Consider the following 23491-nt stretch of genomic DNA (forward strand, 5'->3'; position numbering starts at 1 on the left):
GTCGTTCCCTCCTACCTCCTCCCACCGGTCGTGGTCACGAAGGACGACGTGAAGTCGAAGCTGGTCGACTCCGGCTTCTTCAAGGCCTCCGACCTGGGCCTGTAACACCTCAGCCCGAAGGGGCCGGGGCCGCCGACGCGGCCCCGGCCCTCGCCAGTTCCCAAGGGGAGCCCCATGCCCAGCCCCATCCTGCAAATGCGCGGGATCACCAAGACGTTTCCCGGCGTCCGGGCCCTCGCCGACGTGACCATGAGCGTGGCCGAGGGCGAGGTGCACGCCATCTGCGGCGAGAACGGCGCCGGTAAGTCCACGCTGATGAAGATCCTCAGCGGGGTGTACCCGCACGGCAGCTACGAGGGCGACATCGTCTTCGACGGCGAGCCGTGCCACTTCAAGTCGGTCCGCGACTCCGAGCACCGCGGCATCGTGATCATCCACCAGGAGCTCGCGCTCAGCCCCTTCCTGTCCATCGCCGAGAACATCTTCCTCGGCAACGAGCAGGCCCGCCGCGGGATCGTCAACTGGCCGCAGACCAACCGGCGCGCCGCCGAGCTGCTGGCCCGCGTCGGCCTGCACGAGCAGCCGGACACGAAGATCCTCGACATCGGCGTCGGCAAGCAGCAGCTCGTCGAGATCGCCAAGGCGCTGTCGAAGCGGGTGCGGCTGCTCATCCTCGACGAGCCGACCGCCGCGCTCAACGACGCCGACTCCGAACACCTGCTCGGCCTGATCCGCCAGCTGCGGGACCAGGGCATCACGTCGATCATCATCTCGCACAAGCTCAACGAGATCGCGGCGATCGCCGACACCACGACCGTGATCCGCGACGGCCGTACCGTGGCCACCTTCGGCATGCACGGCGCCGGATCCCCCGGGGGTAAATCAGTTTCCGAGGACGACATTATTAGGGCGATGGTCGGGCGGGACCTCGCCCACCGGTTCCCCGAGCACACCCCGCGCATCGGCGAGGAGGTGCTGCGCATCGAGGACTGGACCGTGCACCACCCGATCGACCGCGGCCGCGTCGTCGTCGACGGCGCGGCCCTCAACGTGCGCGGCGGGGAGATCGTCGGCGTCGCGGGGCTCATGGGCGCCGGGCGCACCGAGCTCGCGATGAGCGTCTTCGGTCACAGCTACGGCACCGGGATCTCCGGGCGGCTGTTCCTGCACGGCAAGGAGATCCGCGTCCGTACCGTGGACGAGGCCATCGCCCACGGGATCGCCTACGCGACCGAGGACCGCAAGCGCTACGGCCTGAACCTGATCGAGGACATCAAGCGCAACATCACCGCGGCCAAGCTCGCGGCCGTCGCGCGCCTCGGCGTGGTGAACAACGCCGAGGAGGTCCACCGGGCCGAGCGGCTGCGCAGGGAGATGCGGGTCAAGGCCGACTCCGTCGCCGTACTCACCGGCAAGCTCTCCGGCGGCAACCAGCAGAAGGTCGTGCTGAGCAAGTGGCTCTTCACCGAGCCCGAGGTGCTCATCCTCGACGAGCCGACGCGCGGCATCGACGTCGGCGCGAAGTACGAGATCTACGAAATCATCAACGCCCTCGCGGACGCCGGCAAGGCGGTCGTGGTGATCTCCTCCGAGCTGCCGGAGCTGCTCGGCATCTGCGACCGGATCTACGCGATGAGCCAGGGCCGGATCACCGGCGAGATGGACCGCGCCGAGGCGACCCAGGAAGGCCTGATGCGATACATGACCATGGACAGAAGCGGGGTCTCCCGATGAGCACGACAGAAACACTGCAACCGGAGACCAAGCCCACCGAGGTCTCGTCGCTGCGCGGGTACCTGGGCCAGAACCTGTGGCAGTACGGCATGCTGACGGTCCTGATCGCGATCGTCATCACGTTCCAGATCCTCACCGACGGCCGGCTGCTCTACCCCGACAACGTCGCCGCGCTGGTGCAGCAGAACGCCTACGTGCTGATCCTGGCCATCGGCATGGTCATGGTCATCGTCGCCCAGCACATCGACCTGTCCGTCGGCTCCATCGTCGCGTTCATCGGCGGCCTGTGCGCCCTGATGATCACCAACTGGGGCTGGCCCTGGCCCCTGGCCGTGGCCGCGTCGATCGCCATCGGCGTCGTCGTCGGCTGCTGGCAGGGGTTCTGGATCGCGTACATCGGGATCCCGGCCTTCATCGTGACGCTGGGCGGCATGCTGCTCTTCCGCGGCCTGGCCGTGCTCGCGGTGAGCCAGACGGTTCCGGTGCAGGACAAGGGCTTCGGGGCCATCGCGGCCAAGTCGCTGCCCAACGCGCTGGGCTTCCTCGGCAACCTCGACGGCATGACGCTGCTCGTCGGCATCGTCGCGATCGGCGGCCTCGCCTTCTCCCAGCTGCGCACCCGCCGCGAGCTGATCCGCTACGACCTGCGGCTGGAGCCGCGGGCCGCGTTCATCGGCAAGCTCGTCGTGTTCACGGCGCTCATCGGGTACATCACCTACCTGCTCTCCGAGAGCACCGACGGCACCCCGAACGTGCTCATCATCGTCGGCGCACTCGTCATTCTGTACACGTACATCATGGGCAACACCGTGTTCGGCCGGCACATCTACGCGATGGGTGGCAATCTCGCCGCGGCGAAACTTTCGGGTGTGAAGACGAAGCGTGTAACTTTCCTCATCTTCGTCAACATGGGCATCCTGGCGGGCGTGGCCGCGGTCGTCACCACCTCGCGTGCCGGGGCCGGCGTGGCCGGCGCGGGCACCAACTACGAATTGGACGCGATCGCCGCCGCGTTTATCGGCGGCACGGCCGTGACCGGCGGAATCGGCAAGGTCACGGGGGCCGTGATCGGCGCGCTGATCATGGGCGTGCTGAACATGGGCCTTTCGATTCTGGGGGTGGACGCCGCCTGGCAACAGGCCATCAAGGGCCTCGTACTGATCGCCGCCGTCGCGTTCGACATCGTGAGCAAGCGCGTCTCGAACTCAAGTCAATGATTGGCAATGTTTCGATAACACGGGCGTATTGACGAGCGGATTGACAACCCAATAGCGTCGATGTCGCAAGGCTTTTCCCGCCAATTGTTTCGAAACAATCGGGAGCCACCAGATGACATTACGCAGAATGGCCACGGCCGGCCTCGTGGCGGCCGTGGCCGCGGTCACGCTCGGCGCCGTCGCCGCGTCCGCCGGCGGCCCCCGCCCGCCGGCGACGCAGGACCAGAGCCTGCGCGGGCTCGCCGCCCGCAACGGCCTGGCCATCGGCACCGCCGTAGACCCCGCCGCCTACGCCGACGCCACCGAACCGCAGTACAAGTCCCTCGTGGACAGCCAGTTCTCCACCGTCACCGTCGAGAACGCGATGAAGTGGGAGAGCCTCGAACCCACCCGCGGCACCTACAACTGGGGCCCGGCCGACGCGTTCGTCGCCAACGCCCAGCGCAACCACCAGCAGGTGCGCGGGCACGTCCTGGCCTGGTACAGCCAGCTGCCGGGCTGGCTGAACACCGGCATCCAGGACGGCACGATCGACGGCCCGCAGCTGCGCGCGCTGTTGCAGAAGCACATCACCGACGTCGTGACCCACTTCCGCGGCAAGATCTGGCAGTGGGACGTGGTCAACGAGGCCGTCTCCGACCCGTGGGAGACCCCGTCGGCGATCCACCTCGGCGGCAACACCGGCTCGCTGAAGCAGAAGTTCGCCGACCTGCTCGGCCCGGACTACCTCGCCGACGCCTTCCGCTGGGCCCGCGCCGCCGACTCCAAGGCGCTGCTGTTCTACAACGACTACAACATCGAGGCGTTCGGCGACGGCGGCGCCGGCGACAAGACGCAGTTCGTCTACGACATGGTCAAGAAGCTGCGGGCCGAGGGTGTACCGATCGACGGCGTCGGCAGCCAGGGCCACCTCAGCACCCAGTACGGCAACTACGACGTGCTCGCGGTGGCCGACGCGCTGCAGCGCTTCACCGACCTGGGCCTGGCCGTCGCCTTCACCGAGGTGGACGCGCGCAGCCTCCTCAAGAACGCGTCCGACCCGACCCTGGACGCGGCCGGCGCCGACCTCAACGCGCGCGACCAGGCCGCGGCGTACAACTATCACGTCCTGCTCCAGGCGTGCCTGATGAACCGCCACTGCCTGTCGTTCACGGTGTGGGGCTTCACCGACAAGCACTCGTGGATCCCGGGCTGGTTCAAGAACCCGCCGGAGGGTGCGGGCTGCCTGTGGGACGCGAACTACCAGCCGAAGAAGTCGCTGCGCACGGTCCAGGGTGACCTGGCCGCCGCGGGCCCGCCGCTCGTGCAGCCGCGGGCGCCGCAGAAGCCGCGACACTGAGCGTTACTGGGGGTTAGGAGACCGGGGCGGGCGCCCGATCGGCGCCCGCCCCGGCGTCTGTTCGGAGCCTGTTGCGGGCCGATCGGCTGGTTTCGCGCCGCGGGCGCGCCCCCGGCGTGACCCCGGTTGCTATTTTCGGTCGGCAGGTATCGGCCGACGTGAGGACGCGAAGATGCCCGGGTTGGAGTTGGCGGCGGGGCTGATCGCCGCGTGGGCGATCCGCAAGGGCCGCCGGGCGGCGGGCCGGCTCGACGGGACCGTCGACGTGGCGATGGACGCGTCGCTGGAGCGCCTCGACGACCTCGTGCGGGAGAAGCTCGGCGGGGAGCCGGCGCTGGGGCGGCTCGACGAGGAGGCGGCGCGGGGCGAGGTGCAGGAGCGCACGGCCACGCGGGTGCAGCTGGCGGTCGAGGACGCGGCCGAGTTCGACGCGCAGTTCCGGGCCGGGCTGGCGGCGGCGCTGCGCGAGGCGGCGCGGCACGGGGCCGGGCCGGCCGTGATCACGCAGACGATCACGGCGAGCGGCGACGCGGTGGTGAACGTGGTGGGGCAGGGCAACCAGTACCACCTGGGCGGTGGCCGCGGGTGAGCGAGGCGGGGGCCGCCCGGCCGCGCCAGTCGGTCCACGCCGACGGCGCCAGCCTCGTGTCCGCGCTGGACCAGGGCAACCAGTTCAACATCCACGTCAACCTGCCGAGCCTCGCCGACGTCGTGGAGAACATCGGCTCGGTCCTGGGCGGGATGATGGACCAGGCCGACCGCGCCCAGCGCCGGCTGGAGCAGCGGGTCGCCGACCTCGACCGGCAGCTGCGGGCGGCCGCGGCCCGGTGCGTGGAGCTTGAGGCCAGGATGCAGGCCGGTCAGGAGCGCCGCACCGAGCTGGAGGCCGAGCTGCGGCTGGCCCGGCAGGAGGCGGAGCAGCGGGTCGCGCGGCTGCAGGCCGAGCTGGCCGCGGCCCGGGCCGAGCTCGACCACGCCGCCGCCGCCGGCTCGGCGCTGCGGACCGAGGAGGCCCGCCTCGCCGACATCGAGCATCAGCTGGAGGGCCGGGCCCTGGCCCAGTTCGAGCGGGCCGGGGTCCTGGAGCGGGAGCTGGCCCGGCTGCGCCCCGAGAACGCGATGCTGCGCGAGCTCATCGGCCGCTACCAGGCCACGCCGGGCGCCTGATCAGGCCTCGCCGCGGGCCAGCGCGATCAGGCGGTCGAGCACCGGCCGGGAGCTGACCCGCAGGGCGTCGTGCTCGAACTCGTTGGTGACCCAGACCCGGGCGCCCCGGATCGTCTCGGCGGTGGCCAGGGAGAGCTCGCGGTCGACGTACATGTCGTCGTAGTACACGGCCGCCGCGACCGGGACCTCGTTGCGCGCCAGCACCTCCGGGTCGTAGAGGCGGGGCCAGTTCCCGCGCTCGGCGAGGAGCTCGGCGGCCTCGCGCAGCGGGGTGAGGGCCGGGTCGTTCGCGAACTCCCACGGGTACGTCATCTCGCCCGTGAAGTAGACCGGGGCGTCCGTGGCCAGGGCGTCGAACTCGGGGTGTGCGCCGCGTTGCCGGTGGGCGGCCCAGGCGGTCGCGCCGTCGCCCTGGCCGTAGATCGACTCGTGCAGCAGCGGGAAGACCGGGTTCGTCGCGTAGCTGATGCGGTGGTGCACCTGGGCGACGAAGGCATCGGAAAGTACACCCGGAGCCTCGAAGGCATCCTCGGTCAAGTAGTGCAGCTCGTGGGAGCCGGTGCTGGAGCCCAGCGCCAGGCCCAGCGTCTGGAACGCCTCCACGGTCAGCGGGGCGCCGCCGGGGAGCCGCACGTCGTGCTCGCGCAGGTGCCCGGCGATGGCCCGGACGGCGGCCACGTCCTCCGGGTAGCGCGCGTAGTGGGCCGCGTTCTTCGCCGCGACCCGGGGGTAGGTGCGCCGGTACACGTCCTCGGCCCGGGCGTGCAGGCCCGGCAGGCCGCCGGTGATGAGCACCTCGCGCAGCGCCTCGGGGGCGAAGGACAGGTAGGTGACGGCGCAGAAGCCGCCGAAGCTCTGGCCGAGAACCGTCCACTGCGCGTCGCCGAGCAGGTGGCGGCGGAAGCGCTCGGCGTCGCGGACGATGCTGTCGGCGCGGAAGTGCGCCAGGTAGCCGGCCTGGGCCTCGGGGCCGCCGCGGCGGGCCACGCTGTGGCGGCTGACCCGGGCGGAGCGGCCGGTGCCGCGCTGGTCGAGCAGCAGCACCCGGTAGTCGTCCAGGGCCCGGTCGATCCAGGAGTCGCGGCCGAGCGGGCGCGGCGAGGCGCTGCCGGGGCCGCCCTGCAGGAACACCAGCCACGGCTTGTCGCCGCCGCCGGGGGCGACGACCTCGCGGGCGTAGACGGCGATGGTCTCGCCCGCGGGGTCGTCGTGGTCGAGCGGCACCTCCAGGACGTGGTCGGTGCGGATGATGTTCATGTACCTGTTCTACCGGACGGGCACGTCCACGTAGGAGCCACCGGCGACGGTCACGCTGCCGCCGAGGGTGTTCGCGTCGTAGTAGAGCGGGTCCACGGTGTCCACGACCAGGGTCAGGGAGTGACCGGCCGGGACGTCGTACGCGGTCGCCGAGAGCGCCACGTCGACCGAGCGGCTCCCCGTCGCCGTGCCGAGCCAGCTGACCGGGGCGTGCGTGATGAGCTTCGCGTTGCCGAGGCTGTCGAGGTCGTACAGGTACGCCACCACGGTCCCCTGCGCGGCGGTGCCCGTCAGGTTCAGGTGCACCTGCGCGATGCCGCGGATGCGCAGCGCCGAGCCCGGCCGCTCCGACGCCCAGACGCCCGCCCGCAGGCGGTCCACCGCGGGCAGCCAGATCTGCGGCTGCTGGCCGGTGAACGCGCCGACGCCGTTGGTCAGCAGGACCACGCCGCCGTTCGCGATGGTGTCGAGGTCGCCCGGCAGGGTCTTGCTCCACCCCGTGCTCGGGGCGCCGCCGAGCAGGCCGGTGCCGTCGAGCCAGCGGATCGAGCCGAGCCCGTAGCGCTGGACCGAGCTGTTCAGCGCCGACCACGACGCATAGTGCTCGGAGCCCGCGTTCAAGGGCTGCAGCTGTACCGGCGGCTCGGCCCCGATGCCCGAGTCGAGCCCCGCGAGATACTGGTCGAACCAGCGGTACAGGCTCGTCCAGGCGTCGTTGGGCAGCCCGAGGATGCCGGTGAACTCGGCGATCGCGTGGTCGCCGGGGCGCAGCTCCAGCCGCTTCGGGGTGCGCAGCTTGCCGAAGAAGTCCACGAGCTGGTCCGGCGGGAAGAACGAGTCGCCCCACGCGTTGGCGATCATCACCGCGGGCTGGTTGGCGTTGATGGCGTCGAGGTACGTGGCCGCGGAGCGCGCCTTGGCCCAGGCCTTCACCTCGTCGACGTTGCGGTTGGCGTTGAAGTCGGCGAGCTTGCCGGTCAGGTCGGCGCCGGGGTGGCCGAGCAGGGTCGCGGCGAGGCTCAGCAGCCCGGCGGACTGCTGGTGGCGGGTGTTGTCGCCGTAGAGGCTGTACACGAGGTCGGTCCAGCCGCTCATCATGACGACCGCGCGGATCCGCTTGTCGAAGGCGGCGCCGAGCAGGCTGATCCCGGCGCCGTAGCTGACGCCGGCCGCGCCGATGCGGGCCGGGTCGGCCGCGGTGTTCGCGATCGTCCAGTCGACGACCTTGGACAGGTCGGCCAGGTCCTGCGGGCCGGCGGTGTCGATCTCGCCGCCGGAGGCCCACCAGCCGCGCGGGGTGTAGGAGACGACGACGTACCCGCGGTTGGCCAGGGCGTTCGCCTGCGCGAGGTACTCGAGGTCGTTGAGGCCCCAGCTGGACGGGAACACGATGGCCGGGTGCCGGCCGCTCGTCGCCGGGGCGACGACGTTGGCTTTCAGGGTAACTCCGGCGCCGCTGCTGGTGATGTCGACGAACCTGGTGGTGGGGGTGGCCGCGGCCGCGGGCGGCGCCTGGAGGGTTACCGCGGCGAGGGCGGCGGCGGCCAGCACGGTCAGGGCTCTTCGGGTACGGGTCATGCGCACGCTCCTGGCGGGGTAGCGCTTCGCTTCCTGAATGCCGGGAGCGTAGGAGCCCGTTCCGAGAATTAGAAGTTCGTGACATTCTCATTACCGGTCGGTAACATGCCGGGGTGCTCTACGGGTCTCCGACACCGCAGCGGCGCGATGCTCAGCGCAACCGTTCGGCGATCGTGCGCGCGGCGAGCGAGCTGATGCTGAGCCGCGCCGCGGTGCTGATGCCCGAGATCGCGCGCCGGGCCGGGGTCGGGCAGGCGACGTTGTACCGCCACTTCCGCGACCGGCCCACCCTGGTCGCCGCCGTCGTGTCCGAGCAGCTGGCCCGGCTGGAGGCCGACGACGCATGCACCTTTCGCGAGCTGCTCGGCACGGCCCTGCGCCTGTACGCCGTCATGCGCCCGCTCATCGCCGCCGCCGACGGCCTCGACCGCCGGCTGGGGGTGGCGCTGACGCCGGCGCTGCGCCGGGCCCAGCAACAGGGCCAGGTGCGCCCCGGCCTCGTGCCGGACGACCTGGCCCTGCTCTTCGCGATGCTGTCGGGCGCACCCGTCGACGCCGAGCGCTCGATCGCGCTGTTAGTGGACGGTGTGTGCCTGTAGCCGCTGGCGCTGCCGCCCGAGGCCCTCGATCTCGAGCTCCATCACGTCGCCGGCGCGCAGGTAGGGCTGGCCGGGCAGGCCCATGGCCACGCCCGCCGGGGTGCCGGTGTTGATGACGTCGCCCGGGTACAGCACCATGAACTGGCTGACGTACCAGACGAGGTGCGGCACACCGAAGATCATGTCGGCCGCGACCTCGTTCTGCCGGGCCTCGCCGTTGACCCAGGAGCGCAGCCGCAGCGCCGGCACGTCGAGGTCGTCGGGGGTCACCAGCCAGGGGCCGAGCGGGTTGAACGTCTCGCAGTTCTTGCCCTTGTCCCACTGGCCGAGGCGTTCGAGCTGGAACTCGCGCTCGGAGACGTCGTTGCTGACCGCGTATCCGGCGATGTGCGCGGCGGCGTCGGCCGGGCTGTCCAGGTAGCGCGCGGTGCGCCCGATGACGACGGCGAGCTCGATCTCGTAGTCGGTCTTGACGCTGGCCTTCGGGATGAGCACGTCGTCGTCGGGTCCGACGACGGTGTCGGCCGCCTTCATGAACACGATCGGCTCGGACGGCGGCTCGGCCCCCGACTCGGCCGCGTGGCGGGCGTAGTTCTGCCCGATGCAGATGACCTTGCCGATGCCGGTGAGGGGCGCTCCTCGGCGCGTGCCGCCGGGGACGTCGAGGCGGGGGAGGGTGCCGCCACCGCCGCCGAGCGCGGCGCGGACCCGGTCGAGGCCGCCCCCGGCCAGGAAGGCGCCGTCGATGTCGGCGGTGATGCCGGACAGGTCACGGTACGTCCCGTCGTCATCGACCACGACGGGCTTCTCGACGCCGGCGTCCCCGATCCGCGCAAGTCTCATACCGGCCAAGTTATGCCGCAGGCGGCCAAGTGGTCAAGCCAATCCGAGCGCTTGGGACGGTGCGTATCCGGGGGCGGACGACGTGCGGCGGCCTCTCACCGCGGCATCGGCGGCACCGGTCGATGGGCGGGCCGGCGCGGCTTCGGTCAGGCCGTGTGCGGGCCGGTCCGCGGTGGCCGGTTCGGCAGTGGTCAGGCCGGCCGGTCAGGCCATGGTGCGCCTGGCCTCGGCCGCGACGCGCTCCAGGTGTTCGGTCATCGCGGCGCGGGCGGCGTCGGGGTCGCGGCGGTCGATGGCGTCCACGATCGCCCTGTGTTCGGCCGCCGTGCGGCGCAGCATGCCCGGGCGGGTCGCGGTCAGGGCGCGGCTCGCCTGGCCCAGCGTCGACAGCGTCTGCAGCAGGGCGGCGAGCACGGCGTTGCCGGCCGCGTCCGCGACCAGGCGGTGCAGGGCGACGTCCGTGGCCACCCGGTCCGGGTTGTCCAGCACCGCGCGCATCACGGCCACCTGCGCCGCGTCGGCGCGGGCGGCGGCGAGCGCGGCCAGGGCCGGCTCGATCAGCAGCCGCGCCTCGAAGAGTTCGTCGACGGTGCGGACGCTCAGCGACATCACGAACTGCAGCGGCTCGAGCAGGGTCTTGGTGTCGAGTGCGGCGACGTAGGTGCCGGAGCCGTGCCGGCTCTCCAGAATGTTGAGACTGACCAGCGACCGGATCGTCTCGCGCAGCGTGGGCCGGCTGATCTGCAGCATCTCGCTGAGCTCGCGCTCGGCGGGCAGGCGCTGCCCCGCGGCCAGCCGGCCGTCGACGATCATCTCCTGGATCTGCCGCATCGCCTGCGCGGCGGCCGATGAGCGGTCCAGCGGGGTGAACTCGGCGGTCACGGCTACTCTCCAGATGACTTGGTGGCCTGACCAGTTTAGGCGGTCCCGCCATTTGGTACCGCCCTCTATGGTGACCGCATGGAGCTGCCCGACGGCCGTCTGCCGGAGTCGTTCGGCAAGCAGGCGTTCCCCGAGCCGAAGCCGTTCGAGATCGGCTCCCCGGCCAAGCCGGTCGTGCCTCCGCAGATGCCGGCCCCGCCGGCCGAGCCCTCGAAGATGCCGGTCACCCCGCCGGCGAAGCCTCGGCCCACGTCACCGAAGCCGGGCCCCTCGCGCACGCCGAGGACGCCCCGGTCCGCGCAGACGCCGCCGAAGCCCTCTTCGCCGAAGCCCTCCTTGCCGAAGAGCACGACGAACAAGAAGCCGCCGGTCGTGCTGGCCGCGTTGCTTGCCGCCATCGCCGCGATCGTGTGCTGCGCGGTCTCGTGCGACCAGAGCGACGACAACGCCGCCGGCGACCGCCCCGCGGCCCGCGTCACCACCGCGGCGTCGCCGGCGGCCGAGGTGCCCGTGCCGGTGGCGCCGGTGCTGGAGTCGTCGTCCGGCCCGGGGAAGTGCCCGGCCATCGGCTTCCTCGGCGCCGACGAGCTCGGCCCCGACGCCCTCGACGCCCGGCGCGCGGTCAAGCTCGCCGTCGACCGCCACAACGTGTCGAACGTGACCGGGTGCCAGGTCCGCCTGGTCGAGGCCGACACCGGCCACGGCGCGCCGTCGCAGCTGGCCGACGCGCTCGCCCGGTTCGGCGACGACGTCGTCGGTGTCGTCGGGCCGCTGCGCAGCGCCGAGGTGGGGCCGGCGGGCGTGTGGTTCGACGCCCGGGGCCTGCCCTTCATCACGCCGTCCGCGGGCGACCCGGCCGTCGCGGCGCTGGGCCTGGGCATGTTCCACCGGCTGTACCCCACCGACCTCGACGTCGCCGACGCCGCCGCGGTGCTGCTGAGTGCCAAGCTCAGCGCCGGCAAGGTGTTCGTGGTGCGCCACGACGGCGCCCTCGACATGCGGATCGCCGATCGCCTGCTGCACAACACCGCCGTGACCGTCGTCGCCACCGCCCAGGTCCAGGCCGGGCTCAAGGACTACGCGGCCGTCGTGGGCCAGATCCTGCCGTCGGGGGCCGAGTCCGTCTACTTCACCGGCTCCACCGCCGAGGCCGCCGACCTGGTCAAGGCGCTGCGCGCGGCCGGCTTCGGCGGCCCGGTCGTCGGGGGCGAGCCGCTGCTCGACCTCGAGTTCTCCCGGCTGGCCGGCTACGCGGCCGTCAACACGTTCGCGGTGTGCGGATGCGGCGAGTGGGGCGACCGGATCTACGGCGAGGAGTTCCGGAAGGCGTACCAGCAGCCGCCGGGCCGGCACGCCGGTGCCGCGTTCGACGCCGCCCTGCTCCTGCTGGGCGCGGTCGGCGACCGCCCGCGGTCCCGCGCCGACGTGCGGCAGACCCTCGCCTACGGCCCGTTCGTGCTGACGCGGGGCACGTTCGACTTCACCGACACCGGCGACCTGGACCGAAAGTACGTCGAGGTGAACGTGTACCGCCCGAACGTCAGCCAGAGCGCCCCCGAGATGCTGCCGATGACCACGATCCGCCTGTCCACCGCCTAGCCCGGCAGGAACCAGCGCTGGGCCGCGGTGCCGTTGCAGTCGTAGCCGCGGACCGGGCCGGGCGCGCCGCCGGCCAGGGTGACGTCGACGGTGTGGGTGGCGGTGAGCGTCGACGGAACCGGGCGGGCGGTCGTCGGGACGCCGTCGACGCGCAGGTCGGTGACGACGTTGCCGGCTCCGTGCAGGGCGATGTCGAGGACGCCCCGCGGTAGCGCACCCCGGAGAGCCGCACGGCGCCCCAGCCGGCGGGCAGCGTCGGGCGGGAAGGCCAGGCCGGCGGTCGTGAACTGCAGGCCGAGTAGCCCGCTGTACACCATCCGCAGGTAGGCCGTCGCGGACCAGGTCTGGTCGGCCAGGGCGCCCCGGTGCGAGCCGGTCTGCCAGCCGCCGTCCGGCGCGCCGGTGCCGAAGTTGTAGATCTCGTAGAAGCCGCCCGAGCCGTTGGCCAGGCCGGCCAACGTCAGCGTCTTCGCCGCGAAGTGCGGGTACACGTCCACGACCCCGTAGGGCTGGACGTGGGCGTTGCGCATGACGAGCCGGGCCTGGCCGGCGCTCGCGATCCCGAACAGCACCGCGAACGACTGCCCGGTGCCCTCCTCGGACTGGTCGAGCTGTCCATTGTGGATCAGGTACCCGTCCCCTGGAACAGCCCGTACGTGGCGTTGTAGTTCGCGGCCCGGCGCGTGGGCAGGGCGCTATTTGTCGACCATTGACAGAACCCCATCTGTACACGCGCGGTTCATGTGTGCGAGAGCGGACGTTCATCGATGCGATCGTGACGTGCGCCGCATTGTCGGGTGGCGGGTGGTCGCGGTCCCGAGCGGTTGTGCGGCACGTGCTAACGTCCGGCGACAGGTACCCCGACTCGATGCGGCACGCCCGCCCTGACCTGGTGTGATGGGCCTAGATGACGACTGTGGAACCCTTGTTGGTGGTCAGCGTCCACGACGTGGCGCCGGCGACCGCCGACGAGACCGCCCGCTGGTGCGCCGACGCCGACGCGCTCGGCATCCCGGTGTCCCTGCTGGTGATCCCCGGGCCCTGGCGGGGGATGTCCCTCGCCGACCACGGGGACTACGCCGAGGTGCTGCGGGACCGCGCCGCCCGCGGGGACGAGCTGGTGCTGCACGGCTGGTGCCACCGGGCCGGGCCGGAGGGGCGGGCCGTGCGGCGCGCCGTCGGCCGGGCCGTGGCCCGGGGGGCCGCCGAGTTCGCCGCGCTCGACGAGGGGCAGGCCGCCCGCCGCCTCGGCGACGCCAAGGACGTGCTCGACCGCCTCGGGCTGAAGACCACCGGCTTCACCCCGCCGGGCTGGCTCGCCTCGCCGGCCGCCGAGCGGGCGCTGGCCGGCGCCGGGTTCCGGTACACCACCGATCATTTCGGCGTGAAAGACCTGCGCGGCGCCGGGCCCAGCCGCGCCCGCCGCGGATTCGCGCTCTCCCACCGCCCCGGCGGCACCGGCGAGCGCCTCGGCTCGGCCGTCCTGCGCGCCGGCGCGGCCTGGGCCACCCGCCGCCGCGGCCTGGTGCGCGTCGCGCTGCACCCCGACGACCTGCACCGCCCGGGGCTGCGCGACGACACGCTGCGCGCCGTCGAGGGCGCGCTGAAGGCCGGCGCCCGCGCCACCACCTACGGTGCCGTCCTGGACGCGGCGGCGTCGTGAGGATCGTCCAGCTCGCGAACTTCTACACCCCGGTCTCCGGGGGGCTGCGCACCTGCGTGGAGCAGACCGGGCGCGGGTACATCGCGGCCGGCCACGAGCGCGTCACGCTGGTGCCCGGCACCGAGGACCGCGACATCACGCTGCCCGACGGGCGCCACCTCACCGTGCGCAGCCCGCTGCTGCCCGGCACCGGCGGCTACCGGGTGCTCACCGCCCGCCGCCGGGTGTGCGACCTGCTGGACAAGGTCGAGCCGGACGTCCTGGAGGCCAACGACAAGCTCAGCATCGGCTGGCTCGCGCCCTGGGCGCGGTCCCGGGGCGTACCGCTGGTGCTGGTCTCCCACGAGCGCATCAACGCCATTCTGCGCACCCGGGTGCCGCGCTGGTTCCCGCTGGACTCCGCGGCGACCGCGATCAACCGCCGCCTGCACCGCCTCGTCGACCACATCGTGCTGACGTCGTCCTTCTCCGCCGCGGAGTTCGAGGTCTTCGGCCGCGAGAAGATCCACCGGGTGCCGCTCGGGGTGGACCTGGAGACGTTCAAGCCCGCCCACCGCGAGCCGGGCCTGCGCCTCGTCACCGTCTCCCGCCTGTCCACCGAGAAGCACCCCGAGCTGTCCATCGAGGCCCTGCGCGAGCTGCGTCGGCGCGGGGTGCCGGCCACCCTCGACGTCATCGGCACCGGCCCGCTGCAGCGCCGCCTGGCCCGCCTCGCCGAGGACCTGCCGGTGCGCTTCCTGGGCCACGTGGCCGAGCGCACGCGCCTCGCCGAGCTCGTCGCCACCGCCGACATCTCGCTGTCGCCGTCGCCCGCCGAGACGTTCGGCCTGGCCACCCTCGAGTCCCTCGCGTGCGGCGTGCCGGTCGTGGTCCCGTCGAAGGGCGCGGCCGGGGAGCTGATCCTGCGCCCCGCGTCCGGGCGGGTCACCGACGGCACCCCGAAGGGGCTGGCCGACGGCGTCGAGGAGCTGCTCAGCGAGCCGCCGGAGCGCCGTCGCTCGGACGCGCGGGCGGTGGGGGAGCAGTTTCCGTGGTCGGCGACGGTCGACGGTCTGCTGGAGGTGTTCGCCCGGGCGACCGGCCGGCTGCGCGTCCCGTAGCCGAGAGCAGCGCCACGCCCGCGACGAGCAGCGCCGCGACGACCAGCTGGCTCCAGGGCCACCACAGGGCGCCGCGCCAGCCCGCGTGGAAGACGGTCGCGTCGAACAGCGCGCTGCAGAGCGGGTCGGCGATGCTTATCGCGGTCAGCGCCGTCGGCAGCGAGCCGGCCGCGAACGCGTCCTGGGTCAGCAGGCCGCTCGCCGTGGTCGAGGCGATCACGGCCAGGGTCGACCAGTCGGTCGCCAGGCCCCGGACGCCCTCGCGGGCCAGGGTGTCGGTGACGAGCACGACGAAGACGGCGGTCAGGCACGTGCACACGCCGGCCGCGACCCCGGCGAGCGCGCCGCGCAGGCGGGCCTCGGTGCGGGCCGGCAGCAGGTGCGCGCCGCCGATGAACAGCACGATCACGCCCACCGCGATCCCGACGGCGGGGAGCACATCGGTTCGTTCGAGGGTGTGCGGTACCGACGGACGCGCCACGACGAGCAGAGCCAGCCCGGCGCAGACGGCGATGGTGCCGAGCCAGGCCCGGGCCGGCGGGTGGCGGACCGTGAGCATCGCGAACAGCAGCTGCGACACCAGCAGCGCCTGCACGACCGTGAGCGAGCCGAGGTGCAGCGCGAACGCGTGCGCGGCGAACGCGGCCACGCTCAGCAGCCAGCCGGCCAGCCACCAGCGGTCCCTCACCAGCCGCCGGACCAGCAGGAACACCCGCACCGGCAGCGCCCGGCCGTGCACGTCCGGGTTGACCCGGCGCGCCGCGCGCTGCTGCATCGCCGCCGAGGTGGTGAACATGGCGGCGGCGAGGACCGACAGCACGACGGCAGACATGATCAGGGGTTGTACCCCAGGCAGGCGACCGCCCGGCGTCCGGGGAATGGCCGCGCGGTGCTGCGGCGCCCGGTTGCCGGATGTGGGCCCCGTCACCTACCCGGTCACAGGGGTTGGGTTCGAGTTCTAGACTCAGCCCATGCTCATCCGGCCATGGCGAACGGGCGACGAGCACCTGGTGGCGGGCGCCGAACGGCACCTGTCCGCGCACAGCATCGACCGGCGCTTCCTCGTCGGCAGCGGCGGCCGGCTGCCCGTGTTCTACCTGCGCCACATCGCGGCCGGCCCGCGCCCGGAGTGGGACGCCCAGGTCGCCCTCGACGGCGGCGAGCTGTGCGGCTGGGCCGAGTACGGCCGCTGCCCGGCCGGCTCGACCGCCGCCGACCTGGCGGTGCTGGTCGCCGACCCGTGGCAGCGCACCGGCCTGGCCACCGTGCTCATCCGGGCCCTGGTGCACCGCATGGTCGCGGCGGGGGTGCGCACCATCCAGGCCGACGTGTCCGGCGGCAACGCGGCGAGCAAGGGCCTCATCCGGGCCCTCGTGGGCCCGGGCTGGAGCCCCACCTACGAGGACGGCCTGCTCCACTACGCCTTCGATCTGGCGGCGGTACCGTTCGAGCCCGCGACGGCCTCGCTGCTGCCCCGGTAAGTGTGCGCACCGCGATTGACCGGTTGCGTTATGTTGCAGCGATGAGCCTCGAGGCGGCCTGTGTCGCGATAGGCACGGCCGTCGTGAGGAGCGCGATCGGCCTGTGGCTCAAGGACCACGCGCCGCTCGCGGCCGGAGCCGACAAGGTCGTCGACGTGGTCGCCGGCCGGCTCAGCGGGATCCGCGAGAGCAACCGGTTCCGGCGCAATGCCGAGGCGACCGCCGAGGAGGTCGCCGCGCGGCTCGAGCCGCTGATCCGGGGGGAGTTCCGCGACCTGGCCGAGCACGAGCGGACCGCTGCCGTCGCTGCCGTCGCCGATGCCCTGGCGCTGGCCAACCTGAGCGACGCGGAACTGCTGGCCGCCGACCTCGACGCGGGCCGGCTGGAGCGGCACGTCCGCGCCGCGACGCCGCGGCTGTTGCCGGCCGCGGCGCTGTCGCCCGGGGCGGAGGGCCTGTTCAATCTGGTACTCCGGGAGGCCTGCCGGCTGGTCCTGCAGGTCCGCAGCGCACTGCCCGGCGCCGGTATGGCCGGCCTCGCCGAGGTACTGCGCCGCGAGACGGAGCTGACCGAACTGGTGACCGAGGCGTTGACCCGGCTGCCGCACCGCCGCGACGAGGCCGACTTCGTGCGCGACTACCGCCAGCTGATCGGCAACCGCCTCGACCAGGTCGAGCTCTTCGGGGCCACGCTGTCGGACACGAGCCGGCGCTACCCCCTGTCGGTGGCCTACCTCAGCCTCAACGTCTCCACCGAGGGCGGTTCCCGTCTGGTGCGCGTTCCGGAGGCGCTGTGCCGGCGCCGCCGGATCTTCGTTCGCGGCGAGGCGGGGCTCGGCAAGACCATGCTGCTGCAGTGGGTCGCGGTCCACGCCGCGCGCGGGCGGTTCGGGGAGCCGCTGACCGACTGGAACGAGCTGATCCCCTTCTTCCTGCCCCTGCGCCGGTACGCCGGCACGACCCTCCCGGCGGCCGACCGCTTCCTCGACGAGATCGGCCGCCACCTCGCCGCCGACATGCCCTCCGGCTGGGTGCAGCAGCAGCTGCGCGCCGGTCGCGCGGCGATCCTGGTCGACGGCGTCGACGAGCTTCCCGGCCCGCGGCGGGACGACGTGCGCCGCTGGCTCGCCGAGCTCGTCGACTCCTTCCCGGAGGCCGCCTACATCGTGACGTCGCGGCCGGCGGCCGCGCCGAGCGACTGGCTCGACCGGGAGGGCTTCTTCGTGTGCGACCTGGAGCCGATGACGCTGCCGGACGTGCGGGAATTCGTCGACCGCTGGCACCGCGCCATGGCCCCGCCCGGGATGGACGAGGCGGCGGCCGAGGAGCTGCGGCGGTACCGCGACGGCCTCACCCAGCAGCTCGAGTCACGCAATCACCTGCGCCGCCTCGCGGGCTACCCGCTGCTGTGCGCGCTGCTCTGTGCCCTGCACCGCGACCGCCGGGCCAATCTGCCCGACGACCGCATGGAGCTGTACGACGTCGCCCTGGAGATGCTGCTGCAGCGCCGCGACGCGGAACGCAACCTGCCCATGATTCCGGGCGCCACCCGCACGGCGAAGACGATCCTGCTCCAGGACGTCGCCTACTGGCTGATCCGCAACGGCTGGACCGAGGCCGACACCGGCCGGGTCATCGCCCGCATCGCCGCCAAGCTCGTGTCGATGCCCCAGGTCCAGGCGGGCCCGGCCGAGATCTACCAGAGCCTGCTGGAGCGAACCGGCCTGCTCCGCGAGCCCGTCCACCTGCGCGTCGGCTTCATTCACCGAACGTTCCAGGAGTACCTCGCGGCCAAGGCGGCGACCGAGGCCGACGACATCGGCGTCCTCGTGGACAACGCCGAGAAGGCGGACTGGCGCGAGGTGATCGTCCTGGCCGTCGGTCACGCCGGCGCGCTGCGGCGGGCCGAGCTCATCACCGGACTGCTGGACCGCGCGGAGGCCGCCCAGCCGGATCGGCGCAATGCGTTGTGGCTCCTCGCGTTCGCCTGCCTGGAGACGGCCAGCGAGCTGCCCGTCGGGCTCCGGTCGCGGGTCGCCGCCGCAACCGCCGACCTGCTGCCGCCGAAGTCGGCCGACGCCGCCCGCGCCCTGGCCGCCGGCGGCTCGACCGCCATCGACCTGCTGGCCCGGACGGAGATCGTGACGGCGGACGAGGCGAGGGCCACGATCCGTACCCTGGCGGAGATCGGCGACCCGGAGGGTCTCAGCCTGATCGCGCGCATCGCTCGCGCGCACCACGCGGCCGTCATGAGCGAGGTCGTCAGTGCGGCGGACGCGTTCAACCTCGACGACTACGCCACGGCGGTGCTGAGCCGGCTGGAGGCCGAGTCGCTGCACCTCACCAGCCGGCACCAGGTCGCGGTGGCCAAGCGCTTCGCGAACGTGGAAACCCTGAGGCTCGGCTTTCCCATCGACAGCAACCCGATCGGGCGGGAGCAGGTCAAGCGGCTCGCGGCGCCGGCCGGACCGGAGAAACCGGGCGAGGGCCGGCATTCCGATTGGTCCGTCGTGACGGCCGGCTCGGTCTTTCCTGAGCTGCGGCCGCCGCTGCGGGCCGGGACCGTGCGCACGGTGACCGGGCTGACCGCGGACCGGGTGACGGTCGGCCCCGCGGGAGCCGCCGGGCTGGCGCGGCCGGCCGGCGGAGCACCGCCCCGGATCCTGGAGCTGGTCGACGTCGCGAATCTCAACGACGTGGTGCTGCCCGGGCACTGGGAGGGCCGGATCGGTCAGGTGGCGCTGGTCGGCTGCGACGCGGTGGATCTGGCGGACTGGCTGCGGCGGACCGGATGCACCCGCCTCGAGCTCATCTTCTACGAACCCGATCTCTCGGCGCCGGCCGACGACCTGGCGAGCGCCGTGCTCCGCCGCCTGCGCCCGATGCTGACGGCCGGGGCCCTGCACATCGCGACCGGCCTGACCGAGCACGGCGGCCGGATCGAGCGATTGACGGTCGGCCCGGCGGGCGTCATCGAGATGAAGCGGCTGACCGATGAGCCGCCCAAGGTGCTGGAACTGGTCGATATTCCGAACCTCAACGACGTGGTGCTACCGGCGCCCTGGGTCGGTAAGATCAGCCAGGTTGCGCTGGTCGGCTGCGACGCGGTGGATCTGGCCGCCTGGCTGCGGCTGACCGGGTGCATCCGCCTCGAGCTCGCCGACTGCGAACTGAATCCGGCGATCCTGCCGGGCGTACCGAACGTCCTGGCCCTGCGCATCGGCCAGGACCTGATCCCGGTGTCGACGCTCACGCCGCTCCTGCGGTCGAAGCAGTCGTGGCGGCTGGCCGTCACCAGCCCCGACGCCTCGGCCCCGGCCCGCTACCGGCTGTATTAGGAGCCATGAGGTGAAGGCCGGCGATCGTGTGCTCCTGGGCCGCACGAGCCTGGCGGTGACCCGGCTCGGGCTCGGGCTCGCCTCGATCGGCGGCCTGCGTGCGCCGGTCCCGCCGCAGGACGCGCGCGACACCGTCGACACCGCGTGGCGGCTCGGGGTGCGGCTGTTCGACACCGCTCCGGTGTACGGCTACGGCCGCTCCGAGCGCCGCGCCGGACGGGCCCTGCGTGGGCGGCCGCGCGACGAGTACGTGCTGTGCACGAAGGTCGGCCGGCTCATCGAGCTCGCCCGGGCGGTACACGCTGCTGGACCGTTCGGGCGCGGACGCGCTGCTGCCCCTGTGCGCCGAGCGTGGGGTGGCGATCCTGGCCGCCGGGGTGTACCAGGGCGGCGCCCTGCTCGACGAAGGCGCGGACTCGCCGGCGGCCCGCCGGATCCGTGCCGCCTGCGACCGCCGCGGCGTGCCGCTGCGGGCCGCCGCGGTGCAGTTCCCGTTCCGGCACCCGGCGGTCGCCGCCGTGGTGGTCGGGGCCCGCTCGGCCGCGGAGATGGCGCAGAGCGCGGCGCTGCTGGAGCACCCGATCCCGCCGGCCCTGTGGGACGACCTGGCGTAAGCGTCCAATTCGGACAAGCTTTCGCCATCTTCAGCAGAAGTTGTCGACTTTTCAACGGAAGTCCCCTAGCGTGACGTAACACATCGACGCCCGTCGGTTCCGCCAGTACCGGCAGCGCGGCGATGACCCGTGCCCGTCTTCGGCGAGCGCGCGCGGGAGTCCATGACGGCTCCTACCCCTTGGAGCGTTCCCCTTGAAACGATGGACGACCCTCCTCGCCCCGCTGCTCGCGGTCGCCGGCCTGCTGCCGGCGGTTCCCGCCGGGGCCGCGGTGCCACCGCAAGAGCCCGGCGTCACCCTGCGCGTCTTCGACCTGCAGACCCCGCAGAGCTCGATCTGCGTGCTCAAGTCCGGCCAGACGCCCAACGCCGACAAGCTCATGCCGACCGTCAACTGGACCACCGCCGCCGACTTCGGCGGGCTCGAGGACTACTTCCAGGCCCAGGTCATCGGCAACGTCAACATCACCACCGCCGGCTCGTACGCGTTCCGGCTCACCAGCGACGACGGCTCCCGCCTCGCCATCGACGGCGCCACCGTGATCACCAACGACGGGCTGCACGGGGCCACCGCCGTCGAGGGCAGCGTCAGCCTCACCGCCGGGTACCACGCGCTGCGCATCGACTTCTTCGAGCGCACCGGCGGCCAGCAGCTGACCCTCGACTGGCGCCCGCCCGGCGCGTCCGCCTTCGCGCTGGTGCCCAACTCGGTGCTGAGCACCGACTCCGGCGTCGTGCGGGTCACCGCGCCCGGGCGCAAGGAGTGCGAGGGCGCCGCCGACTCGCCGGGCGACGGGCTGCCGCTGTCGTCGGTGCACCCGGGGTACACCCTCACGAACCTGCGCCCGAGCGGCTTCAACCCGCAGGTGAGCGCGATGGACTGGTTCCCCGACGGGCGCCTCGCGATCGCCACCTGGGGCGGGAGCCTGAACACGACCGGCGAGGTGTACATCCTGCGCAACGTCACCGGCGCGACCTCGCCGGCGCAGGTGCAGTACACCCGCATCGCCTCCGGGCTGAAGGAGCCAATGGGCCTGAAGATCGTCGACGGCGTCATCTACGTGTCGCAGAAGCACGAGCTCACCGAGCTCACCGACACCAACGGCGACGGCCTGATCGACCGGTACCGCACCGTCGCGACCTGGCCCTTCGACGGCAACTTCCACGAGTTCGCGTTCGGGCTGCTGTACCAGGACGGGTACTTCTACCTGAACCTGTCCGTCTCCATCAACGAGGGCGGCGCGACCACGGACCCGCAGGGCTCGGCGAACCGCGGCACCAGCCTGAAGATCAACCGCTCGACCGGCGCCGTGCAGTACGTCGCCGGCGGTCTGCGCACCCCCGACGGGATCGGCTGGGGCCCGGCGGGCGAGCTGTTCGTGACCGACAACCAGGGCGGCTGGCTGCCCGCGTCGAAGCTCGTACAGATCAAGCCGGACCGCTTCTTCGGCCACTACACCAACCCCGACGGCCTGTTCGACGCCCAGCCGATCACCCAGCCGGTGCTGTGGCTGCCGCAGAACGAGATCGCCAACTCGCCGAGCACGCCGCTGGTGCTCCACAGTGGACCGTACGCCGGGCAGCTCGCGTTCGGCGACGTGACCTACGGCGGGGTCCAGCGCGCCTACCTGGAGCAGGTCGGCGGCGAGTACCAGGGCGCCGTGTTCCGCATGACGCAGGGGCTCGAGATGGGCGTGCTGCGCATCAGCGAGGGCCCCGACGGCGCGCTCTACACGGGCGGCCTCGGCGCCGGCGGCAACTGGGGCCAGGAGGGCAAGCTGACGTACGGGCTGCAGAAGCTGACCCCGAACGGCGCCGGCACGTTCGACTTCAAGGCGATGCGGGTCCGGCCGGGCGGCTTCGAGCTGGAGTACACCCAGCCGGTGTCGACCGAGACGGCGGCCCAGCTGGCCTCGCACTACACTTTCAAGCAGTGGCGGTACGTCTCCACCCCGGCCTACGGCGGCCCGAAGGTCGACGAGGAGACCCTCCCGGTCACCTCGGCGACGCTCTCCGCCGACCGCCTGAAGGTCACCGTGCAGGTCGCCGGCCTCAAGCCCGGCCGGGTCGTGTACGTGCGCTCGCCGCGGCCCTTCACCTCGACGACGGGCCAGTCGCTGTGGAGCACCGAGGCGTGGTACACCCTCAACGCCCTCGCCGACGGCACGCTGCCGCCCACGGGCCAGCAGGAGGCCGAGAACTCGGGCCTGAGCGGCAGCGCGGGCGTCGCGACCGACCACAGTGGATACACGGGCAGCGGCTTCGTGGCCGGCCTCGGCAACACCGGCGCCGCGGCCACGTTCAGCGTCGCCGCGCCCAGCGCCGGCTCCTACAACGTGGCGCTGCGCTTCAGCAACGGGCCCAACCCCTCGGCCGGGGCGAAGACCGTCAGCCTGTACCTCAACGGCGCCAAGGTGAAGCAGCTGTCGCTCGCCGACACCGGCAACTGGGACACCTGGGCGACCCAGACGGAGACGCTCACCCTGCGGGCCGGCGGCAACACCATCGCGTACAAGGTGGACACCGGCGACATCGGCCACGTCAACCTCGACAACATCGCCGTCGCGCCGGCCGGCGGGGGAGGCGACCACACCGGCACCATCACGGGCATCGGCGGCAAATGCGTCGACGTCAGCAACGCCGGCACCGCCAACGGCACGAAGATCCAGCTGTGGACCTGCAACGGCTCGAGCGCGCAGAGCTGGACCCGTACCGGCGACACCCTGCGCGCCCTGGGCAAGTGCCTGGACGTCGACAACGCCGGCACCGCCAACGGCACCAAGGTGCAGCTGTACGACTGCAACGGCTCGGCCGCGCAGGTGTGGCTGGCCCAGCCCGACGGCACGCTGCGCAACCCGCAGTCGGCCAAGGTCCTCGACGCTGCCGGCGGCGCCTCGGCCGACGGCACCCAGCTGCAGATCTGGGAGGCGACCGGAGTGGCCCAGCAGAAGTGGGTCCACAACTGAGCCTCGGCCTCCACGTTGCGCGCCGGCCGGGTCCGACCCGGCCCGCGCGCCCCCGCCCCCGGCGCCGAAGCGGGTGTGCTGGGGGTTGTGGTGGGCGGTGTGTTCGCCCTGCGCC

18 protein-coding genes and 2 pseudogenes are annotated in these 23491 nt (G+C 72.6%); 14 read left to right on the forward strand and 6 right to left on the reverse strand.

Annotated features, from left to right (window positions below):
• The first annotated feature begins 174 nt into the window (after positions 1 to 174).
• The 5 genes from mmsA (at position 175) to AB0B76_RS56430 (ending at position 5457) form a co-directional block, all read left to right on the forward strand.
• The gene (mmsA, locus tag AB0B76_RS56410) at positions 175 to 1734 is read left to right on the forward strand and encodes a multiple monosaccharide ABC transporter ATP-binding protein (protein WP_360393952.1); all 1560 of its coding nucleotides are present in this window, start codon (positions 175 to 177) and stop codon (positions 1732 to 1734) included.
• Complete coding sequence (mmsB, locus tag AB0B76_RS56415) at positions 1731 to 2951, forward strand: multiple monosaccharide ABC transporter permease (protein ID WP_360393954.1); 1221 nt, start codon at positions 1731 to 1733, stop codon at positions 2949 to 2951. The genes mmsA and mmsB overlap by 4 nt, the downstream gene beginning before the upstream one ends.
• A 112-nt stretch (positions 2952 to 3063) precedes the next feature.
• Positions 3064 to 4290 (forward strand): endo-1,4-beta-xylanase, encoded by a 1227-nt coding sequence (locus tag AB0B76_RS56420; RefSeq protein WP_360393957.1) that lies wholly within the window; start codon positions 3064 to 3066, stop codon positions 4288 to 4290.
• A gap of 172 nt (positions 4291 to 4462) precedes the next feature.
• Positions 4463 to 4879 carry a chromosome partitioning protein gene (locus AB0B76_RS56425; protein ID WP_360393960.1) on the forward strand — a complete coding sequence of 139 codons (417 nt, stop codon included), beginning with the start codon at positions 4463 to 4465 and terminating at the stop codon, positions 4877 to 4879.
• Entirely contained in the window at positions 4876 to 5457 is a 582-nt protein-coding gene (locus tag AB0B76_RS56430; protein WP_360393962.1) for a hypothetical protein, read from the forward strand. The genes AB0B76_RS56425 and AB0B76_RS56430 overlap by 4 nt, the downstream gene beginning before the upstream one ends.
• On the opposite strand, the gene AB0B76_RS56435 is transcribed toward AB0B76_RS56430, so the two are convergent.
• Entirely contained in the window at positions 5458 to 6714 is a 1257-nt protein-coding gene (locus AB0B76_RS56435) for an alpha/beta fold hydrolase (RefSeq protein WP_360393965.1), read from the reverse strand.
• A gap of 9 nt (positions 6715 to 6723) precedes the next feature.
• Positions 6724 to 8292, reverse strand: a complete 1569-nt coding sequence (locus AB0B76_RS56440; RefSeq protein ID WP_360393968.1) for a CocE/NonD family hydrolase — start codon at positions 8290 to 8292, stop codon at positions 6724 to 6726.
• Between the two features lie 113 nt (positions 8293 to 8405).
• On the opposite strand from AB0B76_RS56440, the gene AB0B76_RS56445 reads away from it, so the two are divergent.
• Positions 8406 to 8891, forward strand: coding sequence for a helix-turn-helix domain-containing protein (locus AB0B76_RS56445; protein WP_360393971.1), 486 nt, complete (start codon positions 8406 to 8408; stop codon positions 8889 to 8891).
• On the opposite strand, the gene AB0B76_RS56450 is transcribed toward AB0B76_RS56445, so the two are convergent.
• Both AB0B76_RS56450 and AB0B76_RS56455 read right to left on the reverse strand, forming a co-directional pair.
• Positions 8868 to 9734, reverse strand: coding sequence for a fumarylacetoacetate hydrolase family protein (locus AB0B76_RS56450; protein ID WP_360393974.1), 867 nt, complete (start codon positions 9732 to 9734; stop codon positions 8868 to 8870). The two genes, AB0B76_RS56445 and AB0B76_RS56450, sit on opposite strands and share 24 nt — an antisense overlap.
• 204 nt (positions 9735 to 9938) lie before the next feature.
• Positions 9939 to 10616 (reverse strand): FCD domain-containing protein, encoded by a 678-nt coding sequence (locus AB0B76_RS56455; RefSeq protein WP_360393976.1) that lies wholly within the window; start codon positions 10614 to 10616, stop codon positions 9939 to 9941.
• A gap of 78 nt (positions 10617 to 10694) precedes the next feature.
• Here AB0B76_RS56455 and AB0B76_RS56460 point away from each other — a divergent pair, with 78 nt between their 5' ends.
• Positions 10695 to 12215 (forward strand): ABC transporter substrate-binding protein, encoded by a 1521-nt coding sequence (locus tag AB0B76_RS56460; protein ID WP_360393979.1) that lies wholly within the window; start codon positions 10695 to 10697, stop codon positions 12213 to 12215.
• On the opposite strand, the gene AB0B76_RS56465 is transcribed toward AB0B76_RS56460, so the two are convergent.
• Complete coding sequence (locus AB0B76_RS56465) at positions 12212 to 12787, reverse strand: hypothetical protein (protein ID WP_360393982.1); 576 nt, start codon at positions 12785 to 12787, stop codon at positions 12212 to 12214. The two genes, AB0B76_RS56460 and AB0B76_RS56465, sit on opposite strands and share 4 nt — an antisense overlap.
• Before the next feature lie 344 nt (positions 12788 to 13131).
• Here AB0B76_RS56465 and AB0B76_RS56470 point away from each other — a divergent pair, with 344 nt between their 5' ends.
• Together AB0B76_RS56470 and AB0B76_RS56475 are read left to right on the forward strand one after the other, a co-directional pair.
• Positions 13132 to 13878 carry a polysaccharide deacetylase family protein gene (locus AB0B76_RS56470; protein ID WP_360393985.1) on the forward strand — a complete coding sequence of 249 codons (747 nt, stop codon included), beginning with the start codon at positions 13132 to 13134 and terminating at the stop codon, positions 13876 to 13878.
• Positions 13875 to 14978: a glycosyltransferase gene (locus AB0B76_RS56475; RefSeq protein WP_360393988.1), complete on the forward strand. Its 1104-nt coding sequence runs from the start codon at positions 13875 to 13877 to the stop codon at positions 14976 to 14978. Before AB0B76_RS56470 ends, AB0B76_RS56475 begins: the two co-directional genes overlap by 4 nt.
• A 79-nt stretch (positions 14979 to 15057) precedes the next feature.
• Here the strand turns inward: AB0B76_RS56475 and AB0B76_RS56480 are convergent.
• Positions 15058 to 15810: pseudogene (locus AB0B76_RS56480) on the reverse strand (DMT family transporter); the annotation flags it as partial.
• Between the two features lie 139 nt (positions 15811 to 15949).
• Here AB0B76_RS56480 and AB0B76_RS56485 point away from each other — a divergent pair.
• The 5 genes and pseudogenes from AB0B76_RS56485 (at position 15950) to AB0B76_RS56505 (ending at position 23376) form a co-directional block, all read left to right on the forward strand.
• A complete protein-coding gene (locus tag AB0B76_RS56485) occupies positions 15950 to 16459 on the forward strand; it encodes a GNAT family N-acetyltransferase (RefSeq protein WP_360393991.1) in 510 nt (169 codons plus the stop codon).
• 41 nt (positions 16460 to 16500) lie between these two features.
• On the forward strand, positions 16501 to 19797 hold the full coding sequence (locus tag AB0B76_RS56490; RefSeq protein WP_360393994.1) for an NACHT domain-containing protein: 3297 nt from the start codon (positions 16501 to 16503) through the stop codon (positions 19795 to 19797).
• 55 nt (positions 19798 to 19852) lie between these two features.
• Positions 19853 to 20005 (forward strand): annotated as a pseudogene (locus tag AB0B76_RS56495) (aldo/keto reductase); the annotation flags it as partial.
• A 19-nt stretch (positions 20006 to 20024) separates the two neighbouring features.
• Positions 20025 to 20411, forward strand: coding sequence for an aldo/keto reductase (locus tag AB0B76_RS56500; protein ID WP_360393997.1), 387 nt, complete (start codon positions 20025 to 20027; stop codon positions 20409 to 20411).
• A gap of 193 nt (positions 20412 to 20604) precedes the next feature.
• On the forward strand, positions 20605 to 23376 hold the full coding sequence (locus AB0B76_RS56505) for a ricin-type beta-trefoil lectin domain protein (protein WP_360394000.1): 2772 nt from the start codon (positions 20605 to 20607) through the stop codon (positions 23374 to 23376).
• Positions 23377 to 23491: the final 115 nt, after the last annotated feature.

The sequence above is a fragment of the Dactylosporangium sp. NPDC049140 genome, from assembly GCF_040648435.1.

Excerpts from the sequence above, each read along its gene's own strand:
- mmsA (WP_360393952.1), top strand. The coding sequence starts at position 175 with ATGCCCAGCCCCATCCTGCAAATGCGCGGGATCACCAAGACGTTTCCC.
- mmsB (WP_360393954.1), top strand. The coding sequence starts at position 1,731 with ATGAGCACGACAGAAACACTGCAACCGGAGACCAAGCCCACCGAGGTC.
- AB0B76_RS56420 (WP_360393957.1), top strand. The coding sequence starts at position 3,064 with ATGACATTACGCAGAATGGCCACGGCCGGCCTCGTGGCGGCCGTGGCC.
- AB0B76_RS56425 (WP_360393960.1), top strand. The coding sequence starts at position 4,463 with ATGCCCGGGTTGGAGTTGGCGGCGGGGCTGATCGCCGCGTGGGCGATC.
- AB0B76_RS56435 (WP_360393965.1), bottom strand. The coding sequence starts at position 6,714 with ATGAACATCATCCGCACCGACCACGTCCTGGAGGTGCCGCTCGACCAC.
- AB0B76_RS56440 (WP_360393968.1), bottom strand. The coding sequence starts at position 8,292 with ATGACCCGTACCCGAAGAGCCCTGACCGTGCTGGCCGCCGCCGCCCTC.
- AB0B76_RS56450 (WP_360393974.1), bottom strand. The coding sequence starts at position 9,734 with ATGAGACTTGCGCGGATCGGGGACGCCGGCGTCGAGAAGCCCGTCGTG.
- AB0B76_RS56460 (WP_360393979.1), top strand. The coding sequence starts at position 10,695 with ATGGAGCTGCCCGACGGCCGTCTGCCGGAGTCGTTCGGCAAGCAGGCG.
- AB0B76_RS56485 (WP_360393991.1), top strand. The coding sequence starts at position 15,950 with ATGCTCATCCGGCCATGGCGAACGGGCGACGAGCACCTGGTGGCGGGC.
- AB0B76_RS56490 (WP_360393994.1), top strand. The coding sequence starts at position 16,501 with ATGAGCCTCGAGGCGGCCTGTGTCGCGATAGGCACGGCCGTCGTGAGG.